Below are 15,063 nucleotides of genomic sequence, written 5' to 3'. Positions count from 1 at the left end.
ATCAGCGCCCCATTTCCGCCAGCTTGCGTTCCCACGCCAGGGCGTCGCGCACGATCCCTTCCAGATCGTCCCGCTCGGGCCGCCAGGGCAGAGTGGCCAGGATCGCGCCATTGTCGGCGACCAGCTCGGCCGGATCGCCCGCACGGCGCCCCTCCATCCGGCGCTCGATCTTCAAATTGGTCACCCGGTCGACGGCGTCCAGCACCTCCAGCACCGAGAAGCCACGGCCATAGCCGCAGTTGAGCGTGTGGCTCTCGCCCGGCCGCTCGACGAGCAGTTCGAGCGCGGCGACATGCGCGGCGGCGAGGTCGGAGACGTGGATGTAATCACGCACGCCGGTCCCGTCCCGGGTGGCGAAATCGGTGCCATAGACGCCTACGCCCTCACGCTTGCCGATCGCCGCCTCGACCGCGATCTTGATGAGGTGGGTCGCACCGACCGTCGACTGGCCCGAGCGGCCCTGCGGATCGGCCCCCGCGACGTTGAAGTAGCGCAGCGCGCAGTAGTTGATCGGATGCGCGGCGGCGACGTCCTTCAGCATGATCTCGGTCATCAGCTTGGACATGCCGTACGGATTGATCGGCGCCTTGGGATCGCTTTCCTTGATCGGCACCCGCTCGGGCGTGCCATAGGTCGCGGCGGTCGACGAGAAGATGAAGTGAGCGACGCCCTCGGCCACCGCGCTTTCCATCAGCGAGCGGCTGGCGGCGGTGTTGTTGCGATAATATTTGAGCGGGTCGGTGACCGACTCGGGCACGATGATCGAGCCCGCAAAATGCATGATCGCGCGGACGCGGTGCTCGCGGATCGCGGCACGCACCGCGTCGTCGTCGGCAACATTGGCGACGACCAGCGAGGCGCGCGGATCGACCGCCCAGTCGAAGCCGGTGACGAGGTTGTCGAGCACGACGACCTCATGCCCCGCATCCAGCAGCGCCAGTACGGCATGGCTGCCGATATAACCGGCCCCGCCGGTCACCATCACCTTGCCGTCGATCGTCGCCATCGTCTTTTGTCCCCAGTCCCCGGATTGCCGTGGCCTAGCCGCTTCCTATCTAGGCATACAAGACGACAAGGAGATTCCGAGTGACCGAATATGTGACGCTGGCCGGGGGCTGCTTCTGGTGCACCGAGGCGGTGTTCAAGGACGTGATCGGGGTCGAGTCGGTCGAAAGCGGCTATATCGGCGGCACCGTGCCCAACCCGACCTATAAGCAGGTGTGCGGCGGCGATACCGGGCATGCCGAGGCGATTCGCATCGGCTTCGATCCCCAGCAGCTGGAACTGGGCGATCTGCTCGACATCTATTTCGCGACGCACGACCCGACGCAGCTCAACCGCCAGGGCAACGACGTCGGCACGCAATATCGCTCGGCCATGTTCCCGGCCGACGAGACGCAGGAAGCCGCGATGAAGGCGGCGATCGAGCGCGCCCAGGCCGGGCTGGACAAGCCGGTCGTGACGACGATCGAGCCGATGGCCGAGTGGTATCCGGCGGAGGATTACCATCAGGATTATTGGGAAACGTCTGGCCGGTCGAACCCCTATTGCATGGCGGTGATCCCGCCCAAGCTGCAGAAGCTGCGCAAGAGCTTCGCCGCGCGATCGAAGGCGGTGACGGCGTAAGGGATTGGGGGGCGGCGGGGCGTGCGCTTCGACTTCGCTCAGCGTGAACGGAGGGCATGTTCCAATCCTACCTTCCGTTCCGCCTGAGCGTAGTCGAAGGCCACGCCCCGGCTTCTGCCAAAGGACCCTCCGGACATCGGGAATCCCTTAGCCTTCGACTTCGCTCAGGCGGAACGGAGGGCGGGATGTAAGTCCCGGCTGCACCGAGCGAATTTGCAGTGCCAGCTCCGCCCTATCGCGTCGCGGCCCGCCGCAGCCGGTCGTTGATCGCCTCTCCGATCCCGTCGGCGGGAATCGGCGCCACCGCCAGCCTGGCACAATCGCTCGCATCGGCACGGTGGAGCGCGTCGAACAGCCGTGCCGCCGCCTCGACCGAATCGCCGCGTTCCGACAGGCTGTCCTGCCCACACACAGCCCCGAACCCGATCAACCATTCGTCCGCCGCGGCTTGGCGCACGTTCAGCCGCAGGGGTTTGCGCGGCGCGTAATGGCTGGCCAGCTGCCCCGGCGCGGTGACGATGGCGGGGGCCTCGGACCCCTGCTCTACATCGCCCAGCACCTGCGCCAGCATCGCCGCCGTCACCGGGCCGGGGCGCAGGATGGTGCGGCCCGCAACGATGGTCGATTCCAGGCCCGCCTCGGTCGCACCGTCGTCGATGACCGGCACGCCGGGGCCCAGGCTGGCGCGGACATGGGCGGCGCGGGTCGGGCTGATGCCGCCGCTGGCATTGGCCGACGGCGCGGCGAGCGGGCGACCGCCTTGCGTCAGCAGCGCCTGCATCGCGCGGTGGCGCGGTACGCGGATCGCGACCGTATCCAGTCCCGCCGTGACCAGCGACGCGATGCCCGCCCCTTTTTTCAGCGGGCGCACCAGCGTCAGCGGCCCCGGCCAGAAGGCATGCGCCAACGCCAGCGCGTCCTCGTCGAAATCGGCCAGCGCCTGCGCGGCGGCCAGATCGGGGACATGGACGATCAGCGGGTTGAACGAAGGCCGCCCCTTGGCCGCATAGATGCGCGCCACGCCCTTTGCGTCGGTCGCGTCGGCGGCCAGGCCATAGACCGTCTCGGTCGGCACCGCGACGATGCCGCCGTCCAGGATCACGGACGCGGCGGCGCGGATCGCATCGGGGCCGAAGGGCAGGGTCGGGTCGTCAGGAGGGAAGGTCATGGTCGCTCCCGCCTATATCCCCGTCCGCGCGGGTACAGAAGGGGGCGGACGACGCGGCCGCCCCCCTTCGACAATTGCAGCCCCGCCCTTTAAAGGACGCACGCATGTTCGTTCTCGATTCCTATCTCGCCCGTATCGCTCTGCCCTCACGCGTGACCGTCGATGCCGAAGGGCTGGGGCGGCTGCAATGGGCACATCGCCAGGCCATTCCGTTCGAGAATATCGATGTCCGGCTGGGCCGCCCGATCGCGATCGACAGCGCGGGCGTCTTCGCCAAGCTGGTGACGGCCAAGCGCGGCGGCTATTGCTTCGAACAGAACCGGCTGTTCCTGGATGCGCTGGCGGCGCACGGATTTCACGCGCGGCCCTTGCTCGCGCGGGTCTGGCTAGGCGCGACGGAGGTGCCGCCGACCACCCACACGCTCAGCCTGGTCCATATCGATGGACAGGACTGGATCGCCGATGCGGGCTTCGGGGGCAGTTATTCGCCGCCCATGCCGCTCGTCGAAGGCGCCGAGGCGACCGCACCCGACGGCGCGCTCTTCCGGTTGGACCGCGATCCGCAGCATGGCTGGATGCTGCTGCGCAACGGTCATCCCGGCCTGACCGATGGCCGCGCGACCGGCGAGGGGTGGCAGCCGCAATACAGCTTCGCCACCGACCATGTCTGGGACGCGGACCTGGCGCTCGCCAACCACTGGACCTCGACCGCGCCGGAAAGCCGGTTCCGTCAGGCGACGATCGTCAGCATCATCCTGCCGCGCGGATTCGCGTCGCTGACCGACCGGCATTATCGTCGCCGGGTGGGGGAGGACGAGACCGCAGGCACGATCACCGATCCTCGCGTCTATCGGATGCGGTTGAGCCTGATGTTCGGTCTCGACCTGACCGGCGAGGAAGCGATTACGCTGTTCGGGGAATAACCGAACAGCGAGTGCTTGCAGCGACGGGATTCGCCCCCGGCTTCCCATCTTCGTCATCGCCGCGTGGGAAAGCTGCGCCACGCGGGGCGATGACGGCCAAATAATAGCGAGAAATCAAGACCGAGTGACGTTCGGTCACATAGTTGTTCCGTGACGGCCGCCATATTTGTCGCGGCCTGTGCATATTTAAGCTGGATTTTACCATTGCCCGTTAGACCAGTCGATGAACTGGGGGGGCGTTATGGATGACAAGCGATACGTTGGTCGTGCCGAAACCATCGGGTTTTGGTCGAACCGCCCCCTTGGCCGGGGGATTGGTACCCTGGTCGGGTACGCCGGATATTTCGTGAACTGTTGACGGAGCCGCAGGACGATCCTGCGTGTCCGCACCTTTGACCTGAAGGATAGATCATGTCGATCACCATGGTGATGGCAGGCGAGGACGTGTGCCTGCCGACCATCGGCGCTTTGGCCGAGGAATTGAAGACTGCCATCGCCCCCGATGCGACCGTCAGGCTGGACCTGTCCGGTGCCGCCTCGCCGGACCTGAGCGTCATCCAGCTCGTCCAGTCGGCGCGCGTCAGCGCGGCGGTGCTGGGATGCGATTTCGCGCTTTCGGCCCCCGCTGGCGAGACATTGCGCGCGCTGCTGGCCCGCGCCGCCTTCCTGCCCGCTTCGGCGGACGACACCCAATTCTGGCTTCACGGAGACACCGCCCAATGACCGCTTCCATCCTGACCGTCGACGATAGCGCGAGCCTGCGCATGGCGATCCGCATCGCCCTGACCGGCGCGGGCTATACGGTGACGGAAGCCGCCGATGGTGCCGAAGGTCTGGCCAAGGCGACCGCGACCCGGTTCGACCTGATCGTCACCGATCTCAACATGCCCAATATGGACGGGCTGGAGATGATCCGCGCGCTGCGCCAGCAGCCGGCGCAGGCGGGCGTGCCCATCATCTTCCTGACCACCGAATCGGATGACTCGATGAAGGCGCAGGCCAAGGCGGCGGGCGCGACCGGATGGCTGGTGAAGCCGTTCCAACCCGAACAGCTGATCCGCGTCGCCCAGAAGGTGCTGGCGCGATGAGCGCGGAAGATCCGACAGCCGCCTTTCGGATCGAGGCGGGGGAGCTTCTCGAACAGGTCGAACAGGGCCTGCTCGACCTGGAGCACCGGCTGGACGACATGAACCTCGTCAACGCCGTGTTCCGGGGCTTGCACACGCTGAAGGGCTCGGGCGCGATGTTCGGCTTCGATGCGCTGGCGGCCTTCACCCATCACTGCGAAAGCGCGTTCGATCGCGTCCGCAAGGGCGATGTCCGGGCGACGCCGGAACTGGTCTCGGTCATCCTGTCGGCGGCGGACCACATGCGCGCGCTGGTCGACGGCGATGCCCCGGCGGCACAGGGCCAGGCGATCCTGGACCGGCTGGCGGCGGCGGTCGATGCCGCGGCCGGCGGCGGTGCCCCCGTGCCTGCGCCGACCCCGCGCAAGCAGGGCTGGACCCTGTCCTTCCGCCTGCCCGCCGACGCGATGGCCAACGGCACCAGCCCGCTGGCGCTGCTCGACGAGCTGCGCGAACTGGGCGAGGCGACGATCGTGGCTACCTTCGACAAGGTGCCCGCGCTCGATGATCTCAACCCGGCGCATTGCCTGGTCGGCTGGGACTGCACGCTGATCGGCGACATCTCGCGCGAGGCGATCGAGGACGTGTTCCTGTTCGTCATGGACGATATGGAGATCACCATCACCCCGCTGGCGGTCGAAGAGGCCGAGGCGGAGGTGGCGGCGACGCCCGATCACGCGCCCGTCGCCGCCGACGCGCCGGTGGCCGCCAACGACACGACCCCGCGCGGCGCTTCGGCCAGCCGCTCGCAGGGCGAGCATGTCCGCGTGCCCGCCGAGCGGCTCGACGAACTGATGGACCGGGTCGGCGAACTCGTGATCGCGCAGAGCCGCTTGTCGCAGCTGGCGGGCCATGGCCATGACCTGAGCCTGCGTTCCGTCTCGGAAGAAATCGAGCGTCTGGCGGGCGAGATGCGCGACACGATGATGATCCTGCGCATGGTGCCGGTCTCGACGCTGTTCGGCCGTTTCCGCCGCCTGATCCACGATCTGGCCAACGAGACCGGCAAGGCGATCGAGCTGGTGACCGAGGGCGAGACGACCGAGGTCGACAAGACCGTCATCGAGCGACTGTTCGACCCGCTGGTCCACATCATCCGCAACTCCTGCGACCATGGCCTGGAAAAGGCCGAGGACCGCATCGCGGCGGGCAAGTCGGCCAGCGGCGTGATCCGGTTGAGTGCGCATCAGGCGGGCGGCGAAGTCCTCATCACCATCACTGATGACGGTCGCGGCATCGATGTCGAGCGGGTCCGTGCCAAGGCGGAGGCCAATGGCCTGATCCAGCCGGGCCAGGTGGTCAGCGAGGACGAACTGCTGGGCCTGATCTTTCATCCCGGCTTCTCCACGGCGGCGCAGGTCACGAACCTGTCGGGCCGGGGCGTCGGCATGGACGTGGTCAAGCGCACGATCGAAAGCCTGCGCGGTTCGATCGACGTGAAGAGCGTGTCCGGCCAGGGTTCGACCATCACGCTGCGCATCCCGCTGACGCTGGCGATCATCGAGGGGCTGCTCGTGCGGGTGGGCGAGGGACGCTATGTCATCCCGCTCGCGGCGGTCGAGGAATGTCTGGAGCTGTCGCTGGAGGAGGATCTGCGCTCGCGCGGGCGCAGCATCATCACGCTGCGCGAACGGCTGGTGCCCTTCCTGCGGTTGCGCGATCTGTTCGCCACCGGGACCAAGCCCGACACCTATCAGAAGATCGTCGTGGTCGGCACGGGGTCGGAGCGCGTCGGCCTGGTCGTCGACCAGATCGTCGGCAACCACCAGACTGTCATCAAGGCCATGTCGCCGCTTCACCGCAACGTCGCGGCCTTTGCGGGCGCGACCATATTGGGGGACGGCTCGGTCGCCCTGATCCTCGACATCGCCCAGCTCATCGCGATGAGCCAGCCCAGGGAGGAGCGGCGTCTGGCCGCTGGATAAGCCCATGCCCTATCACAAAGTACCCCATTGGACGCCCGAGAACGGCCTGGAGGTCCTGACCTTCGGCCTGGGCGGCGAGACCTTCGCGCTGGAGGCGGGCATCGTCCGCGAAATCCTGGACATGATGCCGGTGACGATGGTGCCGGGCGCCGATCCGCTCGCTGCCTCGGTCATCAACTTTCGCGGCCGCATCGTGCCGCTGGCCGATCTGCGCGGCTCGTTCGGGATGGAGGCGCATGCCAACACCGCCGACAGCCGGATCATCGTGATCGAGCTGGACGTGAACGGCGACCCGTTCCTGATCGGCCTGACCGCCGACCGGGTCAACGAAGTCACCGTGCTGCACGCGGGCGACGCCGAAGACGTACCCGTGATCGGCATGCGCTGGCCGCGTGAGAATGTCCGCTGCCTGGTGCGGCGCGAGGGCGATGTGGTGGTCCTGCCGGACCTGACCGCGCTGTTCGCCCGCCTGACCGACGACGCCGTCGAGACCACCACCATTCACTGACCGGGCGCACGGTCTGCGCCAGCGCCTTTGAGGCCATCATCATGCGATACAACCGCGTATCGACGCCTCTGCACGCGGATCAGACCATGCGGCACCGGGTCGGGTTATCCATCAAGACCATCCCGGTGCAGCCCCCGGCGGCGAGAATGCCGCCCGGGCAGCGCCCCGATAGCATCTTGCGATTTGGCTCCGGCATGACGCCCCGGTGCGACCTGAACCACAATCCAACACCGCGCCGATGTGCATCGGCATTTCCTATCACTTCAAATCCGTAAAACGGGGGGACCCATGCGAGCTACGATCAAGATGAAATTGGGGGTGACCTTCGCGGTCATGACTCTCCTGCTGGCCGTCGTCATCGGCGTGGGCATCGCCAAGATGAGCGTGCTGAACAACGCCATCAGCGAGATGGTCGCGGGGCCGGTACGCCGACTGTCGTTGGCGCAGTCGATCGATACGATCCAGAGCCAGGCGCTGGCCGATCAGCAGTCCCTGGCCCTCAACACCGACCAGGCCACGATGAAAGTCTATTATGACAAGGTCATCGCCGGTGAGAACGAACTCGGCAAGACCATCGCCGACGGCACCGCCATCGCGTCGGTCGACGGCAAGCCGCTGTGGGAAAAGGTTCGTTCCGACTGGAGCGAATTGAAGCCCACGTTCGACCGCATCCGCGATATGGGGTATGCGAACCAGAACGAGGAAGCGGCCAGGCTGTCCAACACGGTTCAGACCCCGCTCATGAACCGTCTGGCGGACAATATCGCCAAGTTGAGCGACTTCCAGCGCTCGAAGATGAAGGAAGCCGACGAGCAGACCAACGCTCTATACGGCGAAAGCCGCAACATCCTGGTGACGTGTGGCGTGATCGCTCTGCTGGTCGCGATCAGCGGCGCCGTGTGGATTTCCTTCATCGTGTCGCGTGGCCTGAAGACCGCGTCGATCGCGATCGAAGCGGTCGGTATCGGCGACCTGGAACAGGACGTGCACGTCAAGAGCAACGACGAGATCAAGGATCTGGTCGACTCGGTGAACCGTATGACCGCCAACCTGCGCAAGACCGCGCAACTGGCCGATATGATCGCGGGCGGCGACCTGACCGTCGATCACCAGCCGCTGTCGGACAAGGACGTGCTGGGCCATTCGCTGGTTTCGATGGTCGATCGGCTGCGCGGCGTCGTCGGCGATGCCACCCAGGCGGCGCAGAATGTCGCGTCGGGTAGCCAGCAGCTGTCGTCCTCGTCGGAACAGGTGAGCCAGGGCGCGACCGAGCAGGCCGCCGCCGCCGAGGAAGCGTCTGCCTCGATGGAGCAGATGGCCGCCAACATCAAACAGAATGCCGACAATGCGACCCAGACCGAAAAGATCGCGCGCCAGTCGTCGCAGGCGGCCGAACAGAGCGGCGCAGCCGTCGAGAAGGCCGTGATCGCGATGCGCACCATCGCGGAGAAGATCGGCATCGTGCAGGAAATCGCGCGCCAGACCGACTTGCTCGCCCTCAACGCGGCGGTGGAAGCGGCCCGTGCGGGGGAGCATGGTCGCGGTTTCGCGGTCGTCGCCGCCGAAGTCCGCAAGCTGGCCGAGCGCAGCCAGTCGGCGGCGTCCGAAATCAGCGGCATGTCGTCGGACACCGTGTCGGCCGCCACCCAGGCGGGCGAGATGCTGACCAGGCTGGTGCCCGACATCCGCCGCACCGCCGAACTGGTCGCCGAGATCAGCGCGGCCTGCCGCGAACAGGATATCGGCGCGGTGCAGATCAACGAGGCGATCCAGCAGCTCGACAAGGTCACGCAGCAGAACGCCTCGGCGTCCGAGCAGATCTCGTCGACCTCCGAAGAACTCGCCAGCCAAGCCGAAGAGCTTCAGGAGAGCATCGCGTACTTCCGGGTCGATGCCGCTGGCAATCGCGGTCGCGGCAAGCCCGCCGTGCGCAAGCCGGTCGCTCGTCCGGCGGCCAAGTCCGCCAAGTCTTCGGCCCAGCGCTCCGGCTCGGTCGCCGACCAGCAAGCCCGCGTGCGCGGCTTTGCGCTCGACCTGACCAATGGTGGCCCGGACGGCGAGGACGCCGAGTTCGGACGCGCCGCTTGAGCGGCGCGCAGGACATCCAGGTCGTCGTCTTCGGTCTCGGGGAGGAGGAATTCGCCCTCCCCGTTACCAGCGTCCGCGAGATCCTGGACCATCGCAACGCCTATCGGGTGCCGCACGCACCCGATTGGTTCCTGGGACTGACCGATGTGCGGGGAGACTCGGTGCCGATGGTCGACCTGCGCGTCCGGCTGGGCCTGAGCCCGGTCGAGCCGACGCTGACCACGCGCGTGCTGGTCGTCGATGTCGCCGGAGCCGGGGGCAAGCCCTTGTCGCTGGGCATGGTCGTCGACCGGGTGCTCGACGTGGCGACCTTCCCGGCGGGCTCGGTCGAGGGTGCCCCCGATCTGGGCGGACGCTGGCGGTCGGACCAGATCGAGGCGATTCTGCGGCGAGGGAGCGGCTTCGTCGCCTTGCTCGACCCGGTGCGCCTGTTCGGCGCAGCGGACCTGGACGTCACCCGTGCGGCCGCCATCGCGGCCTGATCCGGCTTTCGACAAATAACAGGAGAGGAGATCGTCATGCGTTTCCACGCTTCGCTGAAAGATACGTCGCACGTCGATGTCGCGACGGCGGAAATCGGTCGCCTGCAACGGGCCTTTTCTCAGGGGCGGGTGAATGAGCGCGCCGACCTGGCGGGGGCGACCGGCAAGGCGCGCGATATGCTGGTCGCGGTCAACGACCTGCTGGAGACCGCGGCCATGCCCGTCGCGTCCTTCAACCGCCGGCTGGCGCATGTCGCGGGGGAGCATGACCGGGGTGATATCGACGCGATACTGCCCGTCGACGAATTTCCCGGCGATCTCGCCGTCGCGGCGCGCACCGTCAACGAACTGGTCGCCAGCCATATCGCCGTCAAGAAACAGGCCATGGCCTGCATCCATTCGCTGGCGCAGGGCGATTTCGAGGCGCCGATGGCCGCGCTGCCGGGCAAGAAGGCCTTCATCAACGACACGATCGAGCAGCTTCGCGGCAACCTGAAGGGCCTGATCGCCGAGATGAACACCATGTCGGCCGAGCATGATCGCGGCGATATCGACGTGTTCGTGCCCGTCGAGAAGTTCCAGGGCGATTTCGGCGTCATGGCCCGTCGCCTGAACGAAATGGTCGCCAACCACATCGCCGCCAAGAAGATGGCGATGGCCTGTATCCGCCAGTTCGGCGAAGGCAATTTCGATGCGCCGATGCAGCAGCTGCCGGGCAAGAAGGCGTTTATCAACGATACGATCGAATTGCTGCGCGCCAATTTCCAGGCGATCATCGGCGAGATCCAGCGCCTGATCGCGGCCTCGACCGCGGGCAAGCTCAGCGAGCGCGGCGATGCGACGCGCTTCCCCGGCGACTTTGCCGGGCTGGTCAGTGGGATCAACGGCATGCTCGACGCGATCCTGCTGCCGATCGGCGAGGGCAACCGCGTCCTCAATCTGGTCAGCACCGGGTCGCTGCTCGAACGGGTCGAGATCGAGTGCGAGGGCGACCACCGTCGCATGAAGGATGCGATCAACAACCTGGTCGACAACCTCACCCAGTTCGCCAGCAATGTCGCAGGCGCGGCGGATCAGGTCGCCAGCGGCAGCCAGCAGCTGTCATCGGCCTCCGAACAGGTGTCGGAAGGCGCGACCGAACAAGCCGCCGCCGCCGAGGAGGCCTCGGCTTCGATGGAGGAGATGGCCGCCAACATCAAACAGAATGCCGACAACGCGACCCAGACTGAAAAGATCGCGCGCCAATCCTCGCTGGATGCCGAGCAGAGCGGTCAGGCGGTGCAGAAGGCCGTGGTCGCGATGCGCACCATCGCGGAGAAGATCGGCATCGTGCAGGAAATCGCGCGGCAGACGGACCTGCTGGCGCTGAACGCCGCGGTCGAGGCGGCGCGGGCCGGGGAGCATGGGCGCGGCTTTGCCGTGGTGGCGGCCGAAGTCCGCAAGCTCGCCGAACGCAGCCAGACGGCGGCGGCCGAGATCAGTGGCATGTCGTCGGACACCGTGTCCGCCGCGACCCAGGCGGGCGAGATGCTGACCAGGCTGGTGCCCGACATCCGTCGCACCGCCGAACTGGTCGCCGAGATCAGCGCCGCCTGCCGCGAACAGGATATCGGCGCGGTGCAGATCAACGAGGCGATCCAGCAGCTCGATAAGGTGACGCAGCAGAACGCCTCTGCCTCCGATCAGATTTCCAGCACGTCGGCCGAGCTGGCCGGACGGGCGGAAGATCTGCAGGACAGCATCGCCTTCTTCCAGATTGCCGAGCACGTCCAGGCCGCCACGCCCAAGCCGGCGGTTCGCAAGCCCGCGACCCGGCAGGCCGTCGCCAAAGGGCGCAAGGCGCCTGTGCGGGCCGGTTCGGTCGCGCATCAGCAGGCGCGCGTCCACGGCTTCGCGCTCGACCTGAGCGAGGGCGGCCCGGACGGCGAAGATGCGGAGTTCGGCCACGCGGCCTGACGATGCGGCGGCGCTGCGGAGTGCCGGGGGGCGCTCCGCAGGCCGTTATTGAGAGGCCGATATTGCGGGTCTGAACCAATAATTCATGACTATCGGCCTATGATGTGCCCGGTTCCGAGGGGTGAGGACAAAACGCCCTGAAATGTCTTTAGGTAATGGGGTGGGTATATGCGGGTTACGATCAAGGCCAAGCTGGCCGGTACATTTGCGATAGTCTTGTTGCTTCTGGCCATCGTCGTCGGCGTTGGCGTGTCGAGGGTCAACGCGTTGAACGTGATGATCGCCGATATCATCGATGGACCGGCGCAGCGCATCAAGCTGTCGCTGACGGCCGATGGTGATATCGGGCGCGCCATCCGCGCCGAAAAGAACATGATGCTGACGGAAGATCTCGTGCAAACGCGCAACTTCGACAGCAGCTTCGTCCAATATGACGCCAAGATTCTGGAAAGCCTGAATGGCGGTCTCAAGATCGCAACCGAACAGGGGCGGCCGGTCTGGACCAAGGCTTTGGAGGAATGGCGCGCCTATAAGGCGATCAGCGATCGTGCACGCGCTCTGGCCATGCAGAACAAGAATGCCGAGGCCGCCGTCATCTCGATGACCGAAGGCCGCGCCGCAGCGGTACGCCTGACCGAAACGCTGAACAAGCTGGCCGAGATCACCCAGGGCCAGATGGTCAAGGCCAAGGCCGAAGCGGCCACCGTCTATGCCGCGGCCCGTACCACGCTGATGACCACGGCGGTCGTGGCGTTGTTGATCGCGGTCGCGGGCGCGCTGTGGATCGCGTTGATCGTATCCAAGGGGCTGCGCAAGGTCGATGAAGCGGTGTCCGCCGTCGCCGATGGCGATCTGAGCAACGAGGTGCACGTTGCCAGCAATGACGAGATCAAGGACTTGGTGGATACCGTCAACCGGATGACCATCCGCCTGCGCGAGACGATCGGCCAGACCGCCCAGGCGGCGCAGAATGTCGCGGCGGGCAGCCAGCAGCTGTCGTCCTCGTCGGAACAGGTGAGCCAAGGCGCGACCGAGCAGGCCGCCGCGGCCGAGGAAGCGTCCGCCTCGATGGAGCAGATGGCGGCCAACATCAAACAGAATGCCGACAATGCGGCCCAGACCGAAAAGATCGCGCGCCAGTCGTCGCAGGCGGCCGAGCAGAGCGGCGTGGCCGTCGAGAAGGCCGTGATCGCGATGCGCACCATCGCGGAGAAGATCGGCATCGTGCAGGAAATCGCGCGCCAGACCGACCTGCTCGCGTTGAATGCGGCGGTGGAAGCGGCGCGTGCGGGTGAACATGGTCGCGGCTTCGCGGTCGTCGCCGCCGAAGTGCGCAAGCTCGCCGAGCGCAGCCAGACGGCGGCGGCGGAGATCAGCGGCATGTCGTCGGACACCGTCGGTGCCGCGACCCAGGCGGGCGAGATGCTGACCAGGCTGGTGCCCGACATCCGTCGCACCGCCGAACTGGTCGCCGAGATCAGCGCCGCCTGCCGCGAGCAGGACATCGGCGCGGTCCAGATCAACGAGGCGATCCAGCAGCTCGACAAGGTCACGCAGCAGAACGCCTCGGCGTCCGAGCAGATCTCGTCGACCTCCGAAGAACTCGCCAGCCAGGCCGAGGAGCTTCAGGAGAGCATCGCGTACTTCCGGGTCGAGGGGCATGGTCATCAGGTCCGTCCTGCCGCGCGCCGCGCCGCCGCACCCCGGAACGCCGTCACGTCCAGAACGACGGCTCCGCGCTCCGGCTCGGTCGCCGACCAGCAAGCCCGCGTGCGCGGTTTCGCGCTCGACCTGAGCACCGGCGGCCCGGATAGCGAAGACGCCGCTTTCGGACGCGCGGCATGAGCGGCGCGAACGATATCCAGGTCGTCGTCTTCGGTCTTGGGGAGGAGGAATTCGCCCTCCCCGTCACCACCGTCCGCGAGATCCTGGACCACCGGAACGCCTATCGGGTGCCGCACGCACCCGACTGGTTCCTGGGGCTGACCGATGTGCGGGGGGACTCCGTGCCGATGGTCGACCTGCGCGTCCGGCTGGGCCTGAGCCCGGTCGAGCCGACGCTGACCACGCGCGTGCTGGTCGTCGATGTCGCCGGAGCCGGGGCCAAGCCCTTGTCGCTGGGCATGGTCGTCGACCGGGTGCTCGACGTGGCGACCTTCCCGGCGGGTTCGGTCGAGGGTGCGCCCGATCTGGGCGGTCGCTGGCGGTCGGACCAGATCGAGGCAATCCTTCGACGAGGGAGCGGCTTTGTCGCGCTGCTCGATCCGACGCGGCTGTTCGGCGCCGACGGCGCCGAGGTCGCGCTGGCCGATCTCGGCATGGCGGCGTGATTCCATTCCTGTCCGGCCGCCCGGTGCGGCGGCCGGACCCCTTTCTTCGATTTCGACAGGAGCCGTTCTTTTGAGCAATCTCGCCCGTGCGGTATCGTCATCGCCCGACGCGCTCCAGCGTCGCGATTTCGACCGTATCTCCGCCTATGTGTACAAGGAGTGCGGCATCCGCCTGCCGCCCGCCAAGATGACGATGATCGAGGGCCGCCTGCGCCGCCGCGTGCGCGCCACTGGGCTGAGCAGTCTGGGCGACTATTGCGCCTGGGTGTTCCAGGCCGATCATCTGGAGGGCGAGCGCGAGCATCTGTTGAACGCGGTCACCACCAACAAGACCGACTTCTTTCGCGAGCCCAAGCATTTCGACTATCTGATGGGCACGGTGATGCCGCATCTGCGCGACCAGGGGCAGCGCCGGGTGCGGGTGTGGAGCGCGGCCTGCTCGACGGGGGCGGAGCCCTATACGCTGGCGATGCTGCTCGACGCCTTCGCCGCCGATAAGGGCGGGCCCGACTACGGCATCCTGGCGACCGATCTGGACAGCGAAGTGCTGCGCACCGCGCGTCGGGGTATCTATCCGGCGGCGCTGCTCGATCCCGTGCCGACGGTTTTACGCAAACGCTATGTGATGAGCGCCAGCGACCCTAAACGCGACGAGATGCGCATCGTACCTGCGCTGCGTTCGTCGATCGGCTTTGCCCAGATGAACCTGATGGACGAGCGCTATCCGGTGGGCGATCCGATGGACATCATCTTCTGCCGCAACGTCCTGATCTATTTCGACAAGCCGACCCAGGAAAAGGTGGTGCGCCGTCTGGCCGACTGCCTGCGCCCCGGCGGCTGGCTGTTCCTGGGTCATTCCGAATCGATCACGGGTTTCGACCTTCCCCTGAAGACGGTGTCCAACACCGTGTTCCAACGGATCTGACGGCG

14 protein-coding genes are annotated in these 15,063 nt (G+C 66.7%); 12 read left to right on the top strand and 2 right to left on the bottom strand.

The genetic code is table 11. The features are described 5' to 3' along the window. Position 1: 1 nt before the first annotated feature. Complete coding sequence (galE, locus tag AC1GI4_RS08715) at positions 2–1,006, bottom strand: UDP-glucose 4-epimerase GalE (protein ID WP_479629254.1); 1,005 nt, start codon at positions 1,004–1,006, stop codon at positions 2–4. Positions 1,007–1,086: 80 nt separating this feature from the next. Here galE and msrA point away from each other — a divergent pair, with 80 nt between their 5' ends. Then, positions 1,087–1,626, top strand: a complete 540-nt coding sequence (gene msrA / locus AC1GI4_RS08710) for a peptide-methionine (S)-S-oxide reductase MsrA (protein WP_294269479.1) — start codon at positions 1,087–1,089, stop codon at positions 1,624–1,626. A 232-nt stretch (positions 1,627–1,858) separates the two neighbouring features. On the opposite strand, the gene AC1GI4_RS08705 is transcribed toward msrA, so the two are convergent. Continuing rightward, positions 1,859–2,794, bottom strand: a complete 936-nt coding sequence (locus AC1GI4_RS08705; protein ID WP_479629253.1) for an L-threonylcarbamoyladenylate synthase — start codon at positions 2,792–2,794, stop codon at positions 1,859–1,861. Between the two features lie 104 nt (positions 2,795–2,898). Between AC1GI4_RS08705 and AC1GI4_RS08700 the strand changes: the two genes are divergently transcribed. The 11 genes from AC1GI4_RS08700 (at position 2,899) to AC1GI4_RS08650 (ending at position 15,058) form a co-directional block, all read left to right on the top strand. Next, the gene (locus tag AC1GI4_RS08700) at positions 2,899–3,717 is read left to right on the top strand and encodes an arylamine N-acetyltransferase family protein (protein ID WP_294269471.1); all 819 of its coding nucleotides are present in this window, start codon (positions 2,899–2,901) and stop codon (positions 3,715–3,717) included. A 411-nt stretch (positions 3,718–4,128) separates the two neighbouring features. Next, a complete protein-coding gene (locus AC1GI4_RS08695) occupies positions 4,129–4,440 on the top strand; it encodes an STAS domain-containing protein (RefSeq protein ID WP_479629252.1) in 312 nt (103 codons plus the stop codon). Next, a complete protein-coding gene (locus tag AC1GI4_RS08690) occupies positions 4,437–4,805 on the top strand; it encodes a response regulator (protein WP_433909678.1) in 369 nt (122 codons plus the stop codon). The genes AC1GI4_RS08695 and AC1GI4_RS08690 overlap by 4 nt, the downstream gene beginning before the upstream one ends. After that, on the top strand, positions 4,802–6,769 hold the full coding sequence (locus AC1GI4_RS08685; RefSeq protein WP_433909679.1) for a chemotaxis protein CheA: 1,968 nt from the start codon (positions 4,802–4,804) through the stop codon (positions 6,767–6,769). The genes AC1GI4_RS08690 and AC1GI4_RS08685 overlap by 4 nt, the downstream gene beginning before the upstream one ends. A 4-nt stretch (positions 6,770–6,773) precedes the next feature. Continuing rightward, positions 6,774–7,277 (top strand): chemotaxis protein CheW, encoded by a 504-nt coding sequence (locus AC1GI4_RS08680; RefSeq protein WP_294275042.1) that lies wholly within the window; start codon positions 6,774–6,776, stop codon positions 7,275–7,277. Positions 7,278–7,565: 288 nt separating this feature from the next. Beyond that, positions 7,566–9,365: a methyl-accepting chemotaxis protein gene (locus tag AC1GI4_RS08675; RefSeq protein WP_294275043.1), complete on the top strand. Its 1,800-nt coding sequence runs from the start codon at positions 7,566–7,568 to the stop codon at positions 9,363–9,365. Further along, complete coding sequence (locus tag AC1GI4_RS08670; RefSeq protein WP_479629251.1) at positions 9,362–9,847, top strand: chemotaxis protein CheW; 486 nt, start codon at positions 9,362–9,364, stop codon at positions 9,845–9,847. Before AC1GI4_RS08675 ends, AC1GI4_RS08670 begins: the two co-directional genes overlap by 4 nt. Positions 9,848–9,883: 36 nt before the next feature. Then, the gene (locus AC1GI4_RS08665; protein WP_479629250.1) at positions 9,884–11,803 is read left to right on the top strand and encodes a methyl-accepting chemotaxis protein; all 1,920 of its coding nucleotides are present in this window, start codon (positions 9,884–9,886) and stop codon (positions 11,801–11,803) included. 168 nt (positions 11,804–11,971) lie between these two features. Continuing rightward, positions 11,972–13,648, top strand: a complete 1,677-nt coding sequence (locus AC1GI4_RS08660) for a methyl-accepting chemotaxis protein (protein WP_479629249.1) — start codon at positions 11,972–11,974, stop codon at positions 13,646–13,648. Beyond that, the gene (locus tag AC1GI4_RS08655) at positions 13,645–14,133 is read left to right on the top strand and encodes a chemotaxis protein CheW (protein ID WP_479629248.1); all 489 of its coding nucleotides are present in this window, start codon (positions 13,645–13,647) and stop codon (positions 14,131–14,133) included. The genes AC1GI4_RS08660 and AC1GI4_RS08655 overlap by 4 nt, the downstream gene beginning before the upstream one ends. 70 nt (positions 14,134–14,203) lie before the next feature. Then, on the top strand, positions 14,204–15,058 hold the full coding sequence (locus AC1GI4_RS08650) for a CheR family methyltransferase (RefSeq protein ID WP_294275048.1): 855 nt from the start codon (positions 14,204–14,206) through the stop codon (positions 15,056–15,058). Positions 15,059–15,063: the final 5 nt, after the last annotated feature.

This window comes from Sphingomonas sp. 77B (assembly GCF_056497825.1).
This window is presented reverse-complemented; position numbering and strand designations above follow the sequence as displayed.

Coding starts and splice junctions, on each gene's coding strand:
- galE (WP_479629254.1), bottom strand. CDS start 1,006: ATGGCGACGATCGACGGCAAGGTGATGGTGACCGGCGGGGCCGGTTAT.
- AC1GI4_RS08705 (WP_479629253.1), bottom strand. CDS start 2,794: ATGACCTTCCCTCCTGACGACCCGACCCTGCCCTTCGGCCCCGATGCG.
- AC1GI4_RS08700 (WP_294269471.1), top strand. CDS start 2,899: ATGTTCGTTCTCGATTCCTATCTCGCCCGTATCGCTCTGCCCTCACGC.
- AC1GI4_RS08695 (WP_479629252.1), top strand. CDS start 4,129: ATGTCGATCACCATGGTGATGGCAGGCGAGGACGTGTGCCTGCCGACC.
- AC1GI4_RS08690 (WP_433909678.1), top strand. CDS start 4,437: ATGACCGCTTCCATCCTGACCGTCGACGATAGCGCGAGCCTGCGCATG.
- AC1GI4_RS08685 (WP_433909679.1), top strand. CDS start 4,802: ATGAGCGCGGAAGATCCGACAGCCGCCTTTCGGATCGAGGCGGGGGAG.
- AC1GI4_RS08680 (WP_294275042.1), top strand. CDS start 6,774: ATGCCCTATCACAAAGTACCCCATTGGACGCCCGAGAACGGCCTGGAG.
- AC1GI4_RS08675 (WP_294275043.1), top strand. CDS start 7,566: ATGCGAGCTACGATCAAGATGAAATTGGGGGTGACCTTCGCGGTCATG.
- AC1GI4_RS08665 (WP_479629250.1), top strand. CDS start 9,884: ATGCGTTTCCACGCTTCGCTGAAAGATACGTCGCACGTCGATGTCGCG.
- AC1GI4_RS08660 (WP_479629249.1), top strand. CDS start 11,972: ATGCGGGTTACGATCAAGGCCAAGCTGGCCGGTACATTTGCGATAGTC.
- AC1GI4_RS08655 (WP_479629248.1), top strand. CDS start 13,645: ATGAGCGGCGCGAACGATATCCAGGTCGTCGTCTTCGGTCTTGGGGAG.